The organism is Candidatus Paceibacterota bacterium (assembly GCA_040905715.1).
Lineage (GTDB): Bacteria > Patescibacteriota > Minisyncoccia > Phycocordibacterales > CSBR16-193 > JBBDHZ01.
Map to the genome: position 1 here is coordinate 242,631 of JBBDRA010000003.1, position 19,110 is coordinate 261,740.

Here is a 19,110-nt window from a genome sequence, read left to right on the forward strand (position 1 = left end):
CTCAGTCAAATGCTCCAGGTTGTGTTATTCCTCCTAATCTTCAATGATCCGTTTTTGTATATGAAAACCCCCTCTCTTGAGAGAGGGGGAAGGGGTTCGGTGCGTGGAGCCTCAGTGTGCCAGCAGGTCGATCACGTCGTGTATTCGGGGCAGGAATGGCGAAGAGCGCAGGAGCTTTGCCACTGCAACCGCTCCGTGGCCATAGGGTGCGCCGCCATTGATCTTGCATGAGTACTCAAGTGGCACGCCGGAAACCTCGACTGTTATCATGTGCCAAGCATGCCAGTCCAGATTCTCTTCAGGGACGCCAAGCGCAAGCTGCTCACCCCGGTCTCTGATAGAACGGGTGTTCTCGTTTGGAATGTTCAGGATCTCCTGAATTTTCCACAGTGTACCCGGCACACTTGTCTTGGTGCTTTGGTGACTCTCGGTGACCCATGCTTCCCAATTAAAGAACTGGGGTTCTAAGTAATCACGAAGCTGTACAAGCTGATTCAGCAGGTAGATAACCGGAAAAGCCAGGTTCGGCGCTCTCACGACCGGTATTCTTTTGGCCGCGTTGAACAGTGGCTGTTCGTGAAGTCCTGTCGAGGCCATGATGAACGGGGCGCCTTGATCGCAGCAGAGCGCCAGAGCGTCATCCAGCTGTCTGCCTGAACCAGTATGGATACATACGGCATCATCCATTGGTCTTGGTTGCTTCGGGTCGTACTGCGACACCGAGACGTTATGTTCTTCGCATGCCGCAATGATGGCGCTGGCAAGCTTCCCGCACCCAACTATGAGAATGTGCATTTGTTGTCTTTCTTCTAAAAGGTACTCGATCTTCTTAATTAGCCAGCTCAAAATATAGCACGGCACCCTAGCAGGTCAACGATAGGTGGCGATTGTTGATGATGGCGGCGCCTTGGTTCCGGCGCATGGTTGTTTCGTCGACGAGCTCGCCAAAGGCAAGGCGACGGAGAAGATCCTGCGGAAAGGGTACCGGGTTGGGTGAATAGGGGTAGAAAGGAAGAAAAGAAGTAAAAGGATACAAAATAAACACTAAAGACCGGGGTCTTTAGTGTTTAGGGATGAAAACATCACTGTTCCTTGTCTGTGGTATAATTAAACTATGAATTTATTTCAATCATATAGATATACATGGTGGCAGATCGGTATTTTTAAGCTGGCGCTCTTGGGTATCGGTGTCGCTATTGGCGCGCAATGGCACGAGTTGCTTGCTGAATACTTGGTGCCGATCCTCTTGGTAGCGCTGGTCGCTACGGTCTATATTATGTACGTCTCGATCAAGCAGGTGAGGGGGTAAACTTGCTTTTACCGTCTGCTCTAAGTATTGAACGAAAGCATACTAAAAGCCCGCGGTTGTGGTAGTGTTCCTTCTGCTGATCGGGTTGAAATTGCTGATCTGGCCGTGGTCTAAGTGAGGCAAGTATGGGGTTGAACCTCATTATTTACAATGTGGGTGTAACTGCTGCGTAAGCGGGGTATGCTTTCGTGTTAAAATGATACCTATGAACATTCTTAAACTAATGATCGCGATCGTAGTGCCGCTTGCGGTCGGGTTTCTCGGGTCGCTGGTGACCATGCCGGCGATCGACAGTTGGTACGTCGAGCTTGCAAAGCCGGCGCTGAATCCGCCGAGCTGGGTGTTCGGACCTGCCTGGACCGCTCTGTATGTGTTGATGGGTGTTGCGGCGTTTCTGGTCTGGAGAAAAGGGCTTGAGAGTAAGGGTGTACGGGTTGCGTTGGGACTCTTTGCAGCTCAGCTTGTACTGAACGGTATCTGGTCTTTTATTTTCTTCGGACTGCAGAATCCGATCGTTGCGCTTATTGATATCGCTGTGTTGTGGATCCTTATTGTGTTCACGATGATCGCGTTCTATCGTGTCTCACCGGTGGCAATGTGTCTGCTCGTTCCGTATCTTCTGTGGGTGAGCTTTGCTACGTACTTGAACGCGGCGATCGCTATGCTGAATTAAACCCGGGATCAGTTTTACCAACTGTTTTTGATGGGTGCGATTTTAATTAGCTCAATAGTGCCACTCTTTCTTTTTCATCTATATCGAGGTTCAAAAAAATAACTACCTGAGTATAAAATTTCAACACAGAGGCCAGACCTCTGTGTTGGTGGGGAGAGATGTGGAGGGGGTGAACGAGTCTACTTCTCGTAGACCTTTCGCCACCAGTAGAAGCCTTGTTGGAGACCGAGTGCGAGACCGGCAAACCAGAGGGCGAAGGCGCCGATGCGATGAATAACGTGCCATGTTTCTATTGAGAGGCCGTAGAATGATCCTTCTGCCATAAATACCAGCAGAATAGGATACTCGATGCCGACGTGGATCACGGTGCTGATCAGTAGGCCTAAAAACGTAAAGGCAAGGATGTATATGTATTTTTTAGCACGTTTCATTGTATTTATACTCTAGCATAGACAGTGGTTCGGTTGTGTGTGGATATACAAAAAGCCCTCGAAGTCTCATATGGTAGTCTCATGCGGTAGACAGGGTAGTTTTTATCAGATCAAAAGTATGCTAGGATATAATTCAAATAAATATTATATATGAAAAATCGAACACGCATTATAGCAATTCTAGTACTTGTTTTCGCGGTTGGCCTTCTCGGATGGTTGTTTTTTGCCGGGGCAGGGTCTTCTGGGGGGAATCAAGTGGTTTCAGAAGAGATTCCGTCGGTTGTTGTTTTAGATTTTTATGATCCGTGGGTATCAGCATTAAAGGATCCTGACACCGATCCATATCAGAAAGGGTTAGCAGAAGCCCCTATCCTTAGTGAAGAACTGCGAGCAAAACTTGCAGCCGCACAGGAGCGTCCGGAAGGCGAACCGGATCCGGTTCTGTGTCAGACTGGTGTACCCGGCGGTATTTCAGCCAGACCTATATTTGAAGACGATGAAAGTGCCCAGGTGCTGGTGATGGCGACGAGACAAGAATTGCCCGGCCAGGCTGTGGTTACCCTCACGAAACTAAATAACGGATGGTATATTGATGACATTGAGTGTTCTTCAGGAGAAACTGCACCGGAGAGAGAGTTTAGTTTTGAGAGAGAGGGGTACTTGCTTAAGGATGTGCCGGCACCGCTCGATCCTCAGTATTGGCATATTGTTTTCGAACAAAACAATCAACAAGGTCACACAGCACCGCTTTTCTTCGGCGCAGAAAGCATGTGTGAAGATGAAAGCGGAGTAGAGTCGGTATGTAACCCTGATCAATTTACAGAAGCTTCAAAGGTGATGGTTAAGGGAGAAATGTCCGAGACAGGTGTTGAGGTTAAGCGCTTGGAGTTGATCGAGTAAACTTAGGAAAATAATTTTAAATAGCCCACGCGTAAGTGTGGGCTATTTATCTGTGTCACTATAGTAACTACATGAGGCGAGGGCTTTTGTGGTGTTACATTAATATAGTGAGATTGAGGGCTATACATAAAAATGATATAGTCAACATCAAAAGAGTACCTTCAGTCAGGTGAACTTTAGTCATTAGCATTTATTAATTGTAAATTATGAGACAGCGTACATATAAAGTATTACGAACCACATTTTCATTTATAACGATGCTTGCCATGGTGGCATCACTAACGGCGGGGTCATTTGTCCCGCAGGCGGTGCAGGCACAGGGGGAGGATGAAGGTGGAGAAAGTGGCTCGGTGACTGGAATCGAGATCACTGAAGGGGGTGATCAAGTGATCGGAGTTGATGAGGAGTCTGATGTTTTAGTTGTGACGTCTATTGATAGCAATGGTGATCCGGTTGATGCGGATAAAAAGCTGGATCTAACTTTTGAGTCAAGTTCAGAGAATGGAGAGTTTTCTGGAGCAAATCAAACAAGTGATAACTGTTCGGGCAACTTCTCAACTGATTATACAAGTCATATATCTACAAACAGTTCTAATAAATCTTTTTGTTACAAAGACAGTACGCCTGGAACACACACAATAACGATAAGTGTAGACGGGGAAGACTGGGAGGCAGAGACAGAGATCACTGTTGAGGAGGCGGGAGACGGAGAAGTGGCTGGAGTTAACGATATTCCCGGTGATGGTGAATATGAATTTCCAAGTACAAACGAAGACAATAAAGAAAAGACTGTTCCCGGACGCGAAGGACAGGACGCTCCGTACGTTGAGTTGGTCGAGTCGCGTGTCGGTGAGGTTGAGCTCAAGTTCTTGAACAACACGAACTCACTAGCTGAGTTTGAGTATCGAATTGATGGTGAAGAAGTCTCCGGAGATGATCACCCGGTTGTTATCGGCGACGTTATCTACCCGACTGTTTCCGTTGACGGCCGAGATGAGGAAGACGAGGTGACCGAAACTGAAACGTTCGAAGCTGATGAGAAAGTGGAGGTCCGTCTAGCGCTCGGAGGTGAGCGGGACTGGGACTTTGATTGGGTGTCTTTTGAAGTTCAGAAAGACTCTGACAGCAACGAAGACGAGACACTCTCAGTGCCACAGTTGATACAGCCTGAAGACGGTTCGGTAATGCAAAATGTTGAATTTACACAAACTTGGAGTGAAGTAGATGATGCGGTTGAGTACGAATACCGAAGCTGTAATAACGATCCGGAAGAAGAATCGTGTGATCTAAAGTACGAAGACACCTATACTGATACTGAAAAAACCGTTGACGCCGGACAACCGGACAGCGTCTTCTGGTGGCAGGTGCGCGCAGTTGATGATGAGGGAAATACGAGCGACTGGAGCGAGGCATGGAAGCTGGTTATTGAGAATACTAATGGTGGTGGAGGATCCTCATCAGGAGATGAAGACACAGAAGACCCTGAGACAGAAGAACTTGCAGACGGCAAGCCGGGAGACAATAGTACATGGAACGGCCCTATTACCGTTGCCGGAACGTCGACTGATAACGAAGGTGTAAGCCACGTAAACATCTATATCAAAGAAGCTGGTGATGGTGATGTATATGGAGACGGCTATGGCGATCCGATCAAAACGATCTACAATGATGATAATGATAGCCCATTCGTCTGGGAGACTACTATTGAACCGGAAGAAGGCGGAACGTATGACATAAAAGTTTCGGCAGTTGATACGTCCGGAAACGAAGAGAGTAGCGCGTACGCCTACAATGTTACGTATAACAGTGGAGATGAGACCGTGCCGGAGATGTCTGACCTTACAATGTATGTTGAGCGGAACGGAAATTATGAAGAGTCGTCCGTTGTTAAGCCGGGCGATAACGTGCGAATTGAAGTAGACGCAACTGACGACGGATCAGGAATTGAGGATGTAGAGTTCCGTGTTCAGTCTCAAGACAAGCAGTACGTTGCACTTACGTCTGTAGATAGCGCTGTTGAGGGTGATACGTATCGTTTTGAGTACCAGGTGCCAACTGACGGTAAGTACATCAATACGCACAATCCGATGAACGAAGATGATGACGGTCACTTTTATTGGGTGCGGGCGACAGATGAAGAAGGAAACTATCACCACGGTATAAGTGATGATTTCACGTTCGACAAGACTCATCCGGAGGTGTTAGTGGTCTCACCGGAAGTGGATGAGTATGTAAGTGGAGATGTAGAATTTAAGGCTGAACTTACAGATAATTATAAACTTGCTGATTACCGCGTCATTGTTCACTACAAAGAAGGCGGGGTAAATGACAGAGTTTACTTTGGAGACTGGACACCGATCAATAATCCGGGAAGTGAGAACACAGTCACTCATAACTGGGACTCGACCGTGGAGGAGAACGGCGAATACCACGTACGTATTTTTGCGCGAGATGAGGCGGGGAATACGGCAGAGCATCACGAAACTGAGGATCGGCACTTCCATGTGGATAATACTGACCCAGAAGGAGAGATCGAGTATAACGGCGGGGATGTAATTGATAATGTGCGCTACTTGAAATCAATAGAGGACTTTTCATTTGAAGGAACCTTTAGTGACAACATGGAGCTTGACCGAACCTCATACGTGGTTTGGGAGGTTGATGAGGAATTCAAAAACCGAAGCCTTTACTGTGGCAACTGGAATGAAAACGCTTCCACCAATGTTGCTCTTAGCGGTTCAAGCGACACTATTAATGAAGTTGTTAAAGATTGCGGTCCAGCGAAAGACTGGGGTAATGGAAATTACGAGATCGGACATCGTGTTCACGACGAAGCAGGCAACTCTATCAGTCTAAACCAGCCGACAGAGAAGTTTGTAATTGACGGTAGTAAGCCGGTTGTTGAAGTTCTTGCTCCTGAAGATGGTCTCGTAACCAACTCTGATTTCGAGATCGAGATCAAGGGAAGTGATGAAGACTCAGGTCTAAAACAACTTGTTATTAATCTCACCAAGGATGGAAGCCACTACGCTTCGTGTTTGAACGAGGGCGTGGGCGGTGAGGAAGAGTACACAGCAAGCTGTGCTATAGACGTTGATGATCTTGGAAACGGATCATACGGCTTTAAAACAAACGTTCGTGATCGAGCTGATAACCTAAGTAATACGGAAATACAGAGTTTCGAAATTGATATTGATAAGCCAAAGGCGATTATCACCAGTCCAGAGAATGGATCGGTCATCCCGTCAGATATTGTGGTCGAAGGAGAGGCTAGTGACGATGAGACCGGAATTGATCACGTAAAGTATACAGTGACACAGATCGATGAGATCGGAGGAAGCTATGCCGGATCGATCGAAAACGGAGTCGCCGTGTACGACAATTCAGAGAAAACCTTTGAGTTCCCGGTAGATGAACTTGAAACTGGTTTTTACAGGCTCAAGGTTCAGGCTTTTGACGAAGCAGGTAACTGGAAGTACCACTACGTTGACGTTGAGGTAGATAACACAGAAGATCCGACGACCACTATTGTAGCGCCGACCGGAATTGTGGGGGCTGTATTTACGGTAAGCGGAAAAGCAAATGCTGATTCAGACGTGGGACTTAATCGAGTATATGTGCAGCTTGTAAATCGTCAGGACAATAATCGATATGGTGGTACTACTATTCATCTTATTGGTGAAGGAGAGAGCGCAGACTGGTCACGAGAATATAATGCAAATGAACTTGGCCTTCCAGACGGTGACTATGCAGCACACGTATCTGTAGTTGATAGAGATGGAAATACCGGTTCAGCTGGCTGGACAGAAAACTTCACAGTAGACAGTACCGCACCGTCCGGATCGTTTATTCACGAAAATCCTCAAAGCGGGATAGATACAATAGAAGTTGTGATCGAAGAGAACGGTTCGGCCGGACTTGGCCAGCAGCAGGTGGTAATGCGAAATTCTGAAGGTGTTGTTGTCGGGAACTTCTTCTACAATGTCGAGACCGAAGCTGTTCGGGTTGATGAGATGGACGACGAAGATGTAAACATTACTTACAGTGGAGATGAGGTTGCAGGCATTATCCAGATCGAATTCGATACAAATGAACTCGAGAACGGCGAGTACAATCTACGCCTTTTCACAAAGGATCAGGTTGGAAACGGTCAGTCAGCGATCTACGGAACAAGCGTGATCGATAATGGCGAGCCGGAAGCCTTGTTGCAAACCGATAATTCATTTCAAATAACCGGTGGGTATAATCCACAGTCTGTGGGTGGTCAGAACAATGGCGAAGGACAAGTGCTTGGTATCCAAACCACCGGCGACCAGGGTCTCTCTGTTGAGGATATTCAGAAACTCAATGCGATCATTGAATCACTCTATGTTCTGCTTGGTTCACTTGACCAAATGTCAGAGGAAGACCGAGAGGAAACAAGCAAGAAGATCAGTGATATCGTGTCTGCTCTAACTGCTATAATAGTTAACAACTAACCGTTGCTAGAAAGAAATCCGGTAGTAAGAATAAAGGCAGTAAATGTAGAAAAACAAAACCACTTACGTTGTAGGTGGTTTTGTTTTTGAAGGTACCTTCTTGGCGATAGTATTGATTGACAATCAGTGTAAGTGGTTGTAATTTGAACGTAGTACTTATACGTATAAAATGTATATCTATGAAAAATATACTTGTATCCGGTTTTTTGGCAGTGTTCGTGTTCTCCGTCTTTGCAGTGCCGGCGCAGGCGCTCGAGAAGGACTTCGACACTATCGATAACGCACCTGAGGAAAAAGAGCGAGGCATGTCAGCCAAGCAATGGGAAAAACTAGAAAAAGTACTTCGAGATACTCCCAACGGCGACAAAGTAGTGCGTATTCTCAAGAAAAGGTTGCCGGGAATCATTAATTAACAAGTACAGACAATTAATTTCCTTACAAAACTCCACGTATATGTGGTGTTTTGTTTTACATATTTTAAATTTCCTGTACCGTGTGGTGATGTCTCGTAATGACGGAATACTCAGTTTTAAGGAAGTTTCTTTTGAACACGGACCGAACAATCCGATCCTCGATGAGGTGAATTTTGTAGTACGCCGCGGTTCCAAGCTGACATTGATGGGTCAGAACGGCGCAGGCAAGAGCACTATCTTTGGCTTGATCACTCAAAAATACGAGCCGGAGGAGGGGTCTATTAATTTTCACGGTAAACCCTCAATTGCCACGGCTCGCCAGGTTATTCCACGTGAGGAACTCGACCTAACGGTTCGTGATTTCTTTCAGAACTGCTTCTCAGAAAAAATATACGCCATTGATCCGAAGATCGACGAGGTTCTTGAGGTGGTTAACCTCAAGGCACCGTACGATCGAACCATTCGCTCTTTCTCCGGCGGACAGCAGGCACGTCTCCTTCTTGCTTCTGCTTTGATCCAGGATCCGGACATTCTTCTTCTCGACGAGCCGACCAACAACCTCGATAAAGAAGGCATTGCGCACCTGACTGACTTTCTGGTCGGCTACCAGAAGACCTGCTTGGTTATCTCGCATGACGCAGACTTTCTTAACGCCTTTACTCACGGCGTGCTCTATCTTGATGTTCACACACATAACGTTGAGCAGTATGTCGGCGACTACTTCGATGTGGTTGAGGAAATATCTGTTCGTATAGAGAAAGAAAACAGAAAGAACGCTCAGCTTGCCAAGAAAGCTCAGGAGAAGAAAGACCAGGCAAATGTTTTTGCTAATAAAGGTGGGGGCATGAGACTCGTTGCCAAGCGAATGCGTGCCGTGGCCGAGGAAATGGAGGAAGACGCTGTCGACGTACGACGAGAAGACAAAGTTATTCGGTCGTTTACGATCCCCGCTCAGGAGGATACACCTCCGGAGATCCTCAAAATATCGTCGGTCAAAGTTATAAAAGACCACGTATCCAAAGATAAAAAAGTGGACTTGCTGGTGCGGCGGCGTGACCATGTGCAGCTGATCGGACCCAACGGTATTGGCAAGACAACACTGCTTGAGTCGCTCACTCATTCACCGCTAAAGAGTGAAGAGCAAAAAGAACCCTCACACGTTCTTTCTTCGGGTGTGAAGGTCGGGTACTATTGCCAGGATTTCTCAACGCTTGATTTTGAAAAGACACCGTATGAGACACTTTTGGAAGTGATGGATCGCAAACACGAAGAAGAGATGCGTTCAGTTGCGGCCGGTTTTTTGATAACGCGTGATCTTATTAATACAAAAATAGGACACCTCTCGGAGGGGCAGAAAGGCCTGGTTGCGTTCGCTCGACTTGTGCTTCTTCGGCCGGGATTGCTTATTCTCGATGAGCCGACCAACCACATTAACTTCCGTCATGTGCCGGTAATCGCGAAAGCACTCGATGAGTATAACGGCGCAATGATCATTGTGAGCCACGTTCCGGAATTTATGGAGCAGATCCGTATCGACCAGGTTGTCGATCTGGAGAAACTACGCAGAAAAAACAGATAGAGAAATAAATAAAAGGCTGCGTGATATACTTATTATAATGCACCGCTTTATGAACTTTCAGCAGATACGTTTCGTTTTTGTCGGTTGTCTGTTAGCCGGGGTGATCTCGCTGTCTTTTGCCGGTGTTGTTCAGGCTCAGTCGGAGCAAGAAGAGGATCTTGAGATCGTATCGGCAACAGTGACGCGTATTTTTGAAACCCGGGAGCAGGAGCTACCGGGCCTCGATCGGACGGTGACTCTTCAGACGGTCGAATTTCGAGTTACCGAGGGAGAGGCTGAAGGGAGACTCGTTGAGCTCGAACAAGATCTTGCTGTGCTGGAGCCGGGGCAGAAGGTTTTTCTTTCAGTGCTCGAGACGGATGAAGGAGTACAGTATTCGCTCTATGAACTTGATCGTCGCACGCCGTTGCTTATCCTCGGCCTTGTTTTTGCGGCTACTGTTGTGGCGATCGGTGGATGGCAGGGAATGCGGTCGCTGGTGAGTCTGGCAATAAGTTTTTTCGCAATACTATACGTTTTGCTACCACTGCTGACACATGGATACTCTCCGGTTCTGGTCAGTATTGCAATTGGAGTAGCGATCTTGACGTTGGCCATATATATAACTCACGGTGTAAGCCGGCAGTCATCGGTCGCGTTATTCGGCACGCTTATTGCCATTACCTTCAGTGGATTACTCGCGCACGGTGCGGTTGAATGGATCACGTTGACCGGCTTTGCCAGTGAGGCTTCGTCGTATCTTAGCGTGACAAGTGATTCGATCACGAACTTTCGTGGATTGCTTTTAGGAGGGATAATTATCGGTATGCTGGGTGCGCTTGATGATATTGCCATTATTCAAGTTTCAATGGTCAACGAATTCAAACGGGCAAAGACGGATCTTTCGTCGTTTGAAATATTTATGCGAGCAATGCGTGTTGGGCGCGAGCACGCCGCTTCGCTCGTGAACACGCTGGTGCTGGCGTATGTGGGTGTAGCGCTTCCGCTTCTTTTATTGATCGTTGGCGCAAACGTATCGTTCGGCGTTCTTGTCAGCAGTGAGCTGTTTGCTACAGAGATCGTCCGTACCCTGGTGGGCAGTATCGGGTTAATACTCACCGTACCGATAACAACTCTTTTCGCTACTATCTGGTTAACGGGTGATGAAGAAACTGCTCACGATCACCATCACTAGAGTAGATATCTGTATGTGAATAGCAGTACACATGTGTAGTGCGGTTGTGCTGCTTAATTAGTGGTACTATTTATTAATGACTCAGCACTATTCTAAAAAACACTATCCTAAAAAATCTGCGGGCAGGAAGGCAACGCGGTCTGTTATAACTGCGCGAGGCGATGAAACGCTCGGCCAGGTCGAAAAACGACTTCATAGTGAGGTAGATTCGCTTAAGATGCTCCAGTATGTCTATGTTCTCGATGAGGAGGACAAACTTCTCGGTGTTTTCTCTATGAGAGATCTCTTTACCCGGCCGGCAAATGTACAAGCGCATGAGGTTATGTCAGATTCGCTTCTTTGGGTTCATCCGCATACAGACCAAGAAGTCGTCGCCACGAAAGCACTTAAGAACGGCATCCGAGCCATGCCTGTTATAGATAAAGACGGGGTCTTTCTCGGTGTCGTAACAGCTGACGCTATTTTTGGGATCCTATCGGAAGAGCACAGCGAGGACTTGCTCTATATGGGAGGAGTTGAACAAGGCTACTCGGCAAGCGCGATCATAAGTGAGCGTCTCTTGGTGTTGCTGAGGGCGCGGCTGCCGTGGCTTTTGATCGGGTTGGCCGGAGGCTTGGTGGCAGCGCTGCTCGTTGAACGGTTTGAAGCGGTTCTGGAGAATTATATCGTCTTAGCATTTTTCCTGCCGCTTGTTGTGTACATGAGCGACGCGGTCGCCAATCAAACGCTTACCATACTCATTAGAGCGATGGCTTTGGACGATGCGTTTTCCCGGAGGCGGTACATTGTACGTGAGCTCGGTCTGGGTACCTCGCTCGCTTTTATTATGGGCGTGCTACTCTTCCTGGTCACTCTGGGATGGTTCGGTGATCCGATGCTTGGCCTGGTGCTCGGCGTCGCCTTGTTCCTCGCGGTCATTGTGGCTGTTTTGGTTGCGCTCGGCATGACCTTTCTTTTGGTTTCATTGAAAAAAGATCCTGCTGTTGGGAGCGGTCCGTTCGCCACGATCATCATCGACCTTGTTACTATACTGATCTATTTTACGATCGCGGCTTTGTTTCTTCCGGTTCTCGGGTGAGGGCATAGGATCGTTCCTTGTGTGGGGTGATAATGGTGTAGGGTAATGGTGTTTTAGTGTGGTATTCTGGATCTAGTCGCTTTTCTTCCTTTTAGGACCACTATTTCCGATTGAGCGGTTCCGCATACTTCTCGCCGTTTATGAGCGCGCTGGTTCTCGTGGGCGCGATCGTTGTGACGTTGTCGGTGGGGGCATATCAGTTCTCGAGAATTGAGGTATAGGAATTCTATGCACCGGTGTGCTGTAATGAGTTTAGCGGATCAAGACTCTATATAACATAGTGTCTCGTAAACAAAGTGCGTATGGAACAACAGCCTCTGTCAGAACATAAAGAAAAGAATCACTACACACCCGGGTCAGTAGGCGAGCGCGTGCGCTTGTTTTTTATCGGTTTTGCTATGGGCGTCGCGGATCTAATACCGGGTATTTCCGGCGGCACGATCGCGCTTATCGCTAATGTGTATGATGAGCTTGTTGCGTCTATCAAGGTCACTACAAACACAGCGGTGAGTCTCTTTTTAAAAGGTAAATCGAGAGAGGCGGTCCGGGTGATCCCGTTCGGTTTCTTAGTGCCGCTTCTCGCAGGGCTTTTATTTGCTGTATTTTCTATGGCAAATATCTTGTCTCGGCTTTTTGATTCGTATGCTGAATTTGTCTGGTCTTTTTTCTTCGGTCTGATCGCTGCCTCGGTCTTTGTTGTTTTCCGGCGTGTTCAGATCCGTTCAACGGGCGTGCTTATAAGCGCACTAATCGGCGCGGTTGCGTCGTATATGATCACCGGCCTTATCCCGGTGGAGACACCTGCTACAGCATTGTTGTTGTTTTTGAGCGGAGCGATCGCTATTACCGCAATGATCCTGCCCGGTATTTCCGGTTCATTTATTTTAATAATACTTGGAAAATATCAGCAGATACTTGCTGCGGTCGTCGAACGTGATGTTATGACGCTGGGTATTTTCCTCTTGGGAATACTTACGGGACTAGCCCTTTTTTCGCGCGTGATCAGCTACTTTTTGCGGACGCATCACGATATAACTATTGCTTTGCTGACCGGATTTATTATCGGTTCGATTCGCACGGTCTGGCCATGGAAGGAGACGACGCCGATCGGTGTCGAGGTGAATGTTCTGCCGGAAGTATTTGATCTGAGTGTTGGTATTTCTATCGCGCTCGCACTTATCGGTGCAACTATTATTTTGGTGGTTGATAGGCTAGAAGTGGGGAAGAAGTAAGAGGTTTTGATATACTGATATATATGCAAACACAACAACACAGCGATATTATAATTACTTCTACCGAGTCCCTTCCCGGCAAAGAGATCTCGGAAATTTTGGGATTGGTTCGAGGGAACACAATTCGAGCACGACATCTTGGTAGTGATATCGGTGCCTCACTTAAAAGTCTGGTCGGCGGTGAGATCAAAGGGTACGTTAAGGTTATGACCGATTCTCGAGAGAAGGCTGTTGAGCGGATGCTCGATGAGGCAAGAGTACTCGGTGCAGACGCGATAGTAGCGACCCGCTTTACAACATCACAGGTCATGGACGGCGCGGCGGAAATAATGGTATACGGAACCGCTGTCACATTAAAGTAGGCCAGAAGATCCTCCTTTATTTATGAGGTGTAACAATACGGTTCGGCCGGTGTCATAATATATAACTATGCGTACCTCGGCGTCCTGTTAAAGGTGCGCATGTTTTGGATATGGAAAAGTTTTATTCATTTTTTGCGATGGCCGTGCTCCTGGCGTCTTTGCTATTTGGAGCATACCTCGTTAAAGCTGCGTTTGAGGGCCTGTGAGAACTGGTCTAGATAGTGCGTCGTTCCGTGTATGTTTGTGTTTATAAGCTAGTAGTTCTCTATAGTAATATGCTTACCCTCGTTCCCTCGATCAGTATCAATGCATCAAAAGAGAAGGTATGGGAAACTATGCTGGATGATCTCACGTATCGTGAATGGACGAGCGAGTTTAGAGAAGGGTCGCACTACGTCGGTGACTGGAGCGAGGGAAGCAAAATACTTTTTCTAGCTCCGGACAAAACAGGCGATGTGAGTTCGGGTATGGTGAGTAAGGTCAAAGAGAGCAGACCGTGTGAATTTCTAGCGCTGGAACATCTCGGTGTTGTGGTAGATGGTAAAGAAGATCTGTCGAGTGAGGCGACACAAGGGTTGGCCGGTGCACTTGAGTGCTATACCTTGAGGGATCTTGGTGGTGGGATTACTGAGGTTGTTGTTGAAATGGATTGTGAAGAAAAGGAACAAAAGGTTCTCGAGCAAGCGTGGCTAAGGGCGCTCAAGAAGCTTAAGGAGTTATCTGAAAAATAAATACTATGAAAACAACACTTAATCCGTACATCATGTTTGACGATGCTACTGCTGACGCTATGAAATTCTATCAGTCGGTATTTGGAGGAGACCTTGAAATGCAAACGTACGGTGAAGCCGGTATGGCACAGTCTTCACCGCAGAAAGATAGGATCATTCATGCTTCGCTAACAAGTGACGTCATTGCTATAATGGCAAGCGATATAGATCCGAAACACAGTCCGACACTGATGGTGGGGAATAATGTCGCTTTAAGTATTGTTGGTTCTGATAAAGAACTCTTAACTGAGTATTTTTTAAAGCTTTCAATGGGAGGTACGGTTGAAATGCGACTCGAAAAACAGTTCTGGGGCGACCTGTTCGGCTCACTGGAAGACAAGTTTGGGATCCACTGGATGGTTAATATATCTGAGGAGTAAGTGTTTCTCTTATACGAAAAGTAATAGATCAAGTGCTGTTGTTTGAACGCCTCAACGCGTTGAGGCGTTGAACAGAGGTCTGGTATACTCAGGGTAATGGAGATCAGATCAACGATGACGTCAGCCATATCAGGATCAACATTTGATGTGATATATCGAGAAGCTGATCCGGTTCAGGATCTCAAGGGCGCATCGTTGCAGGGAGTTCATGCGTATTGTTTTTATGATGACAGACTTGTTATAGTCTATGCTGAATCAAAAGGATACTGGACACCGCCCGGTGGCGGTATCGAAGAACGCGAATCATTTGAAGAGGCGGTAGTGCGAGAAGTGCAAGAGGAAACAAATATGAAAGTGCTTCATCAGGAGTTTATCGGATACCAGGACATCTTTGAGCCTGGTAGGGTTATTCGTCAGACTCGGTCGTTTTGTATTGTTGAACCGTATGGTGATTTTATCTCTGACCCCGACGGTGAGATAACTGAGATAAAGCAGATAGAGCCAGGTGAGTATAAAAAGTATTTTGATTGGGGAGAGATTGGCGATCATATTTTTGACAGAGTAATACAGTGTAAAAGTAGGTATGAGAGTAAGTATGAAAGCTAGTATGAGAGCAAGGATCTATAGTTACGTCGCGGTATGAACTACACTGTTTATATTCTCGAATGCGCTGACGGGACGTTGTATACCGGATCCACTAATGATCTGGAGAAGCGGTTACATCAGCATAACCATGCAAAAGCCGGCGCTCACTACACCAAGATTCGGCGTCCGGTGACTCTTGCATACTCAGAGCGGTTCGAAACCATGAGTGAGGCACGGAAACGTGAGTGTGAACTGAAAAAACTTACGCGCGAGGAGAAAATACTTCTGATCAGCAGTAGCTAGCGTGGTCGTTTTACGGCTTGATATGATAGCATGAATAAAATCATGGTATAGGAAAAGTTTGTATGTATTACTGGAAACGAAGTGTGGTTGCGATAGCTATGGTGGCATTAGGGAGTGCGATCATCTTTTTTGCGTCTCAGGAAACCTCTACGGTGGAATTTTCAAGGAGCGAAAGTAGTGTAGATACCGCCAAAACCCAAGAGGCCGGTACCAGTAGCTCACAACAAGTGAGTGAAGACGAGCTGTTGCCGGACATTAGAGTGTTTGAGCCGCGAGACGTAAAAGTTGTCGAGAAGGATGACCGAACGCTGCTTGTTTTTAGTACGATCTATTACAACCAGGGAGAGGGTCCGCTTGAGCTGGTGGCCGACCCGGATACAGCTGATGAAGAAGGGGATGTTGAGCGCAGTGTATTTCAGAACATTTATAATAACGAGGATGAAATACGCCAGGTACAGGTGGGTACGTTCGTGTGGCATGGTGAGCATGGCCATTATCACTTCTCTGACTTTGTGGACTTTCGTCTTGAGCCGACTTCAAAAACAACAGATGAACATGGTGTTGCTGCTGATGATATCTCTGCGAAAAATAAAGCTACTTTCTGCGTACGTGATGTGAGCCGGGTCTATGCCGGAGTAGAGAGTGCGCCCGATGACGCAATATATCGAGTTTGTGACAAGGAGAAACAAGGCGTTTCAGTGGGGTGGGGCGACACCTACTTTTTTGATTATCCGGATCAGGATATTGACGTGACCGATCTGCCGGCCGGAGAATACCGTTTGGTATTTGAGGGAAATCCCGAACGGAGATTCCGAGAGTCGAATCACGAGAACAATGTAAGCTGGGCTTTGATAGAACTTGACCCTGAGTCACAGACAGTAGATGTGCTTGAGCTTGAACCGTCAGATCCACCGGAGGTTGAGCACTTGTATCCGGAGCAGGATTTTGAGAGCGGTGCGTCAGATATTGAGTATATAAATCAATGGGAAACCGCAAAGAAGCATAGAAATACAGAAAGGGAATAGTGCATCAGGCAGGATTTGCCAATAAGAATAAACTAAGCTATAGTAGTAATCCTACTGGAGCCCCTCCGTACGCGGGGTTTTCTTTTTTACACAGATAGTACGTAGAGATTAGACAAGAAGTTTAAACATTAGTATGGAAATTCGAAATATAGCTATTATTGCCCACGTAGACCACGGCAAGACCACTCTGACTGATGAGATCATCAAGCAGACCGGAACCGGTAAGCAGGGAGTCTCTATGGACTCTAATGATCTCGAAAAGGAGCGAGGAATCACTATCTACGCCAAGAACACCTCGGCGTACTATAAAGATACGAAGATCAATATTCTGGATACACCGGGTCACGCTGACTTTGGCTCTGAGGTTGAGCGTGTACTGCGTTCGGTGGATTCAGTACTGTTGGTTGTGGATGCAGCCGAAGGTCCGATGCCGCAGACCAAATTCGTTTTGAAAAAGTCGCTTGAGTTAGGGCTCAAGCCGATTCTTGTTTTAAATAAAATAGATAAACCGGGAGCTGATGTTGAGAAAGCACATGAAGCAGTGTACGAGCTTTTCTTTGACCTTGGCGCAACCGACGAGCAGCTTGATTTTGAGACGGTGTATGCGATAGGTGTGGAGGGTGTGGCCAAACGAACCATGGAGGAGGAGGCAAAAGATCTCTCTCCGATCCTAGACCTTATCCTCGAGAAAGTAGAGCCTGCTTACAGCGACGAGAGAAAGGCAGAGCCTCTAAAGGCTCAGGTGTTTAACCTTGCGTATGATAACTTTCTTGGGCGTATGGGTATTTGCCGCGTGTATGCCGGCACAGTAAAGAAGAATCAGAGTGTGTTCGTGAAAACAGAAGGAAAAGAAACCTTTAGTGGCAAGGTGAGCAAACTCTTTACCTTCGAGGGTATTGAAAAAATGGAGGTAGATGAAGCGGTGACCGGAGACATTGTGATGATCGCCGGTATTCCGGACATTTTTATCGGCCAGACCCTTCTTGACTCAGAAGAAGGAGAGCCGTTGCCGGCTATTGAGGTGGATGAGCCGACGCTGTCGTTCAATATGCTTGTGAACGACTCACCGTTTGGTGGAAAGGTTGGTAAGTATCTCACGTCACGCCAGATACGAGATAGGCTTGAGAAGGAGCTTGAGGTAAACGTAGGCTTACGGGTTGATTTCTCTAATGACAATGCGTTCAAGGTCTACGGTCGAGGCGAGCTTCATCTTGCGGTACTTATCGAGAATATGCGACGCGAAGGGTTTGAGCTTTCTGTGTCTCAACCTGAGGTTATTGTTAAAGATGTCGATGGGGTAAAGAGCGAACCGTTTGAAGAGGTTACGATTCTTGTACCGGAGGGTATGTCCGGAACGGTTATCGAAAAACTTTCTAACCGACGCGGATCAATGATGGACATGAAGCAAGAGGGAACGCAGAGCAGAATAACGTTTCATGTGCCAACACGCGGTCTTCTGGGATATCGAGGCGAGTTTGTGGTAGATACCAAAGGTGAAGGGATAATGACCAGTGTGTTTCATTCATTTCAGCCGTATGCCGGAGTGATCAACAAGACCGAGTATGGCTCAATGGTATCGATGGCCAACGGCAAAGCGCTTGCGTTTGCTCTGGCAACACTTCAGGAGCGCGGCGTACTGTATATAGACCCGGGAACAGAGGTGTACGAAGGAATGGTGATCGGCTACACCACAAAGGGTGAGGACATGGTCGTGAATCCAACTAAAGGAAAGCAGCTTACAAACATGCGTGCCTCCGGTTCAGACGGTACGGTTCAGTTGGCTCCACCGCTTAAGCTTACTCTTGAGCAGGCACTTGGAGCGATGCTTGATGATGAGTATCTAGAGGTAACACCGGAAGCGATCCGGCTGCGTAAGCGATACCTGACCGAAAATGATCGCAAGAAGCATGGTCGGCAAACGGTTAAAGCAGGGGAATAACTAATACAAAAAAGCGGCTTCAGCCGCTTTTTTACTACCGATTCGCAATGTTATTTTGCCGGATGGATCGTTCGCCAAGTTTTACGCGCCAGTTTTTTTGTACGCTGAACGTTGGAAACCGCGGCAAGAGCTCGAATAACTCGAAGGGATCGGGCGATACGAAGAATGCGAAGTGAACGTGTTGCCTCAGCATTGATCGGTACAGACGAGAGCAGGTTGAGCCAGTTCTCCTTGGCGTATCTGTTCCGTCGGGTGCTTGTTGTAAAACCGACGATGAAATCCGCAAGAAATATCCAGGCGACGGCAAGATCAAAGCTCTGAAGAATAACAAGCTGGTCCGGAGGAGGTGATAGCAGCATCTCGTAGGCGAGAAACAGAAGGCTCAGTATTGCCATCACCCCGAGCGTGGATTCATAGAGGTATCCGTGCTGGGCTTTATATATCTGGGTTCGAATGAAGGTGCTCATAGAAGATATTCA

19 protein-coding genes are annotated in these 19,110 nt (G+C 47.1%); 16 read left to right on the forward strand and 3 right to left on the reverse strand.

Annotation, left to right across the window (positions count from 1 at the left end; translation table 11 throughout):
* Window positions 1-111: 111 nt before the first annotated feature.
* Window positions 112-795, reverse strand: a complete 684-nt coding sequence (locus WD312_02320) for a hypothetical protein (protein MEX2563921.1) — start codon at window positions 793-795, stop codon at window positions 112-114.
* Between the two features lie 319 nt (window positions 796-1,114).
* On the opposite strand from WD312_02320, the gene WD312_02325 reads away from it, so the two are divergent.
* Window positions 1,115-1,309: a hypothetical protein gene (locus WD312_02325; protein ID MEX2563922.1), complete on the forward strand. Its 195-nt coding sequence runs from the start codon at window positions 1,115-1,117 to the stop codon at window positions 1,307-1,309.
* 205 nt (window positions 1,310-1,514) lie between these two features.
* On the forward strand, window positions 1,515-1,982 hold the full coding sequence (locus WD312_02330) for a TspO/MBR family protein (GenBank protein MEX2563923.1): 468 nt from the start codon (window positions 1,515-1,517) through the stop codon (window positions 1,980-1,982).
* A 179-nt stretch (window positions 1,983-2,161) separates the two neighbouring features.
* Here WD312_02330 and WD312_02335 read toward each other — a convergent pair whose 3' ends face one another.
* On the reverse strand, window positions 2,162-2,413 hold the full coding sequence (locus WD312_02335) for a hypothetical protein (GenBank protein ID MEX2563924.1): 252 nt from the start codon (window positions 2,411-2,413) through the stop codon (window positions 2,162-2,164).
* A gap of 150 nt (window positions 2,414-2,563) precedes the next feature.
* Here WD312_02335 and WD312_02340 point away from each other — a divergent pair, with 150 nt between their 5' ends.
* The 14 genes from WD312_02340 to typA all read left to right on the forward strand — a co-directional run bounded on the left by WD312_02340 (window position 2,564) and on the right by typA (window position 18,631).
* The gene (locus WD312_02340) at window positions 2,564-3,313 is read left to right on the forward strand and encodes a hypothetical protein (GenBank protein ID MEX2563925.1); all 750 of its coding nucleotides are present in this window, start codon (window positions 2,564-2,566) and stop codon (window positions 3,311-3,313) included.
* Between the two features lie 206 nt (window positions 3,314-3,519).
* Window positions 3,520-7,791, forward strand: coding sequence for an Ig-like domain-containing protein (locus WD312_02345; GenBank protein MEX2563926.1), 4,272 nt, complete (start codon window positions 3,520-3,522; stop codon window positions 7,789-7,791).
* 179 nt (window positions 7,792-7,970) lie between these two features.
* Window positions 7,971-8,204, forward strand: a complete 234-nt coding sequence (locus WD312_02350) for a hypothetical protein (protein ID MEX2563927.1) — start codon at window positions 7,971-7,973, stop codon at window positions 8,202-8,204.
* Between the two features lie 88 nt (window positions 8,205-8,292).
* Window positions 8,293-9,783: an ATP-binding cassette domain-containing protein gene (locus tag WD312_02355; protein ID MEX2563928.1), complete on the forward strand. Its 1,491-nt coding sequence runs from the start codon at window positions 8,293-8,295 to the stop codon at window positions 9,781-9,783.
* 49 nt (window positions 9,784-9,832) lie between these two features.
* Window positions 9,833-10,957 (forward strand): YibE/F family protein, encoded by a 1,125-nt coding sequence (locus WD312_02360; protein MEX2563929.1) that lies wholly within the window; start codon window positions 9,833-9,835, stop codon window positions 10,955-10,957.
* A gap of 76 nt (window positions 10,958-11,033) precedes the next feature.
* Window positions 11,034-12,035 carry a magnesium transporter gene (locus WD312_02365; protein ID MEX2563930.1) on the forward strand — a complete coding sequence of 334 codons (1,002 nt, stop codon included), beginning with the start codon at window positions 11,034-11,036 and terminating at the stop codon, window positions 12,033-12,035.
* A gap of 302 nt (window positions 12,036-12,337) precedes the next feature.
* On the forward strand, window positions 12,338-13,267 hold the full coding sequence (locus WD312_02370) for a DUF368 domain-containing protein (GenBank protein ID MEX2563931.1): 930 nt from the start codon (window positions 12,338-12,340) through the stop codon (window positions 13,265-13,267).
* Window positions 13,268-13,314: 47 nt separating this feature from the next.
* Window positions 13,315-13,629: a heavy metal-binding domain-containing protein gene (locus WD312_02375; GenBank protein MEX2563932.1), complete on the forward strand. Its 315-nt coding sequence runs from the start codon at window positions 13,315-13,317 to the stop codon at window positions 13,627-13,629.
* Between the two features lie 275 nt (window positions 13,630-13,904).
* On the forward strand, window positions 13,905-14,360 hold the full coding sequence (locus WD312_02380) for an SRPBCC domain-containing protein (protein MEX2563933.1): 456 nt from the start codon (window positions 13,905-13,907) through the stop codon (window positions 14,358-14,360).
* 5 nt (window positions 14,361-14,365) lie between these two features.
* Entirely contained in the window at window positions 14,366-14,779 is a 414-nt protein-coding gene (locus WD312_02385) for a VOC family protein (protein MEX2563934.1), read from the forward strand.
* A gap of 96 nt (window positions 14,780-14,875) precedes the next feature.
* Entirely contained in the window at window positions 14,876-15,385 is a 510-nt protein-coding gene (locus WD312_02390; protein ID MEX2563935.1) for an NUDIX hydrolase, read from the forward strand.
* A 33-nt stretch (window positions 15,386-15,418) separates the two neighbouring features.
* Window positions 15,419-15,667 carry a GIY-YIG nuclease family protein gene (locus WD312_02395; GenBank protein ID MEX2563936.1) on the forward strand — a complete coding sequence of 83 codons (249 nt, stop codon included), beginning with the start codon at window positions 15,419-15,421 and terminating at the stop codon, window positions 15,665-15,667.
* Between the two features lie 62 nt (window positions 15,668-15,729).
* Window positions 15,730-16,692 (forward strand): lysyl oxidase family protein, encoded by a 963-nt coding sequence (locus tag WD312_02400; protein MEX2563937.1) that lies wholly within the window; start codon window positions 15,730-15,732, stop codon window positions 16,690-16,692.
* A 133-nt stretch (window positions 16,693-16,825) separates the two neighbouring features.
* On the forward strand, window positions 16,826-18,631 hold the full coding sequence (typA, locus tag WD312_02405) for a translational GTPase TypA (GenBank protein MEX2563938.1): 1,806 nt from the start codon (window positions 16,826-16,828) through the stop codon (window positions 18,629-18,631).
* Window positions 18,632-18,681: 50 nt separating this feature from the next.
* Here the strand turns inward: typA and WD312_02410 are convergent, their stop codons facing one another.
* Window positions 18,682-19,098: an ion transporter gene (locus WD312_02410; protein ID MEX2563939.1), complete on the reverse strand. Its 417-nt coding sequence runs from the start codon at window positions 19,096-19,098 to the stop codon at window positions 18,682-18,684.
* Window positions 19,099-19,110 lie beyond the last annotated feature (12 nt).

What these genes read in the sequence shown, in the direction of transcription:
- WD312_02340 (MEX2563925.1), top strand. Translation starts at nt 2,564, where the DNA reads ATGAAAAATCGAACACGCATTATAGCAATTCTAGTACTTGTTTTCGCG.
- typA (MEX2563938.1), top strand. Translation starts at nt 16,826, where the DNA reads ATGGAAATTCGAAATATAGCTATTATTGCCCACGTAGACCACGGCAAG.
- WD312_02395 (MEX2563936.1), top strand. Translation starts at nt 15,419, where the DNA reads ATGAACTACACTGTTTATATTCTCGAATGCGCTGACGGGACGTTGTAT.
- WD312_02380 (MEX2563933.1), top strand. Translation starts at nt 13,905, where the DNA reads ATGCTTACCCTCGTTCCCTCGATCAGTATCAATGCATCAAAAGAGAAG.
- WD312_02360 (MEX2563929.1), top strand. Translation starts at nt 9,833, where the DNA reads ATGAACTTTCAGCAGATACGTTTCGTTTTTGTCGGTTGTCTGTTAGCC.
- WD312_02335 (MEX2563924.1), bottom strand. Translation starts at nt 2,413, where the DNA reads ATGAAACGTGCTAAAAAATACATATACATCCTTGCCTTTACGTTTTTA.
- WD312_02385 (MEX2563934.1), top strand. Translation starts at nt 14,366, where the DNA reads ATGAAAACAACACTTAATCCGTACATCATGTTTGACGATGCTACTGCT.
- WD312_02345 (MEX2563926.1), top strand. Translation starts at nt 3,520, where the DNA reads ATGAGACAGCGTACATATAAAGTATTACGAACCACATTTTCATTTATA.
- WD312_02400 (MEX2563937.1), top strand. Translation starts at nt 15,730, where the DNA reads ATGTATTACTGGAAACGAAGTGTGGTTGCGATAGCTATGGTGGCATTA.
- WD312_02370 (MEX2563931.1), top strand. Translation starts at nt 12,338, where the DNA reads ATGGAACAACAGCCTCTGTCAGAACATAAAGAAAAGAATCACTACACA.
- WD312_02365 (MEX2563930.1), top strand. Translation starts at nt 11,034, where the DNA reads ATGACTCAGCACTATTCTAAAAAACACTATCCTAAAAAATCTGCGGGC.
- WD312_02410 (MEX2563939.1), bottom strand. Translation starts at nt 19,098, where the DNA reads ATGAGCACCTTCATTCGAACCCAGATATATAAAGCCCAGCACGGATAC.
- WD312_02355 (MEX2563928.1), top strand. Translation starts at nt 8,293, where the DNA reads ATGTCTCGTAATGACGGAATACTCAGTTTTAAGGAAGTTTCTTTTGAA.
- WD312_02325 (MEX2563922.1), top strand. Translation starts at nt 1,115, where the DNA reads ATGAATTTATTTCAATCATATAGATATACATGGTGGCAGATCGGTATT.
- WD312_02320 (MEX2563921.1), bottom strand. Translation starts at nt 795, where the DNA reads ATGCACATTCTCATAGTTGGGTGCGGGAAGCTTGCCAGCGCCATCATT.
- WD312_02330 (MEX2563923.1), top strand. Translation starts at nt 1,515, where the DNA reads ATGAACATTCTTAAACTAATGATCGCGATCGTAGTGCCGCTTGCGGTC.
- WD312_02390 (MEX2563935.1), top strand. Translation starts at nt 14,876, where the DNA reads ATGGAGATCAGATCAACGATGACGTCAGCCATATCAGGATCAACATTT.
- WD312_02350 (MEX2563927.1), top strand. Translation starts at nt 7,971, where the DNA reads ATGAAAAATATACTTGTATCCGGTTTTTTGGCAGTGTTCGTGTTCTCC.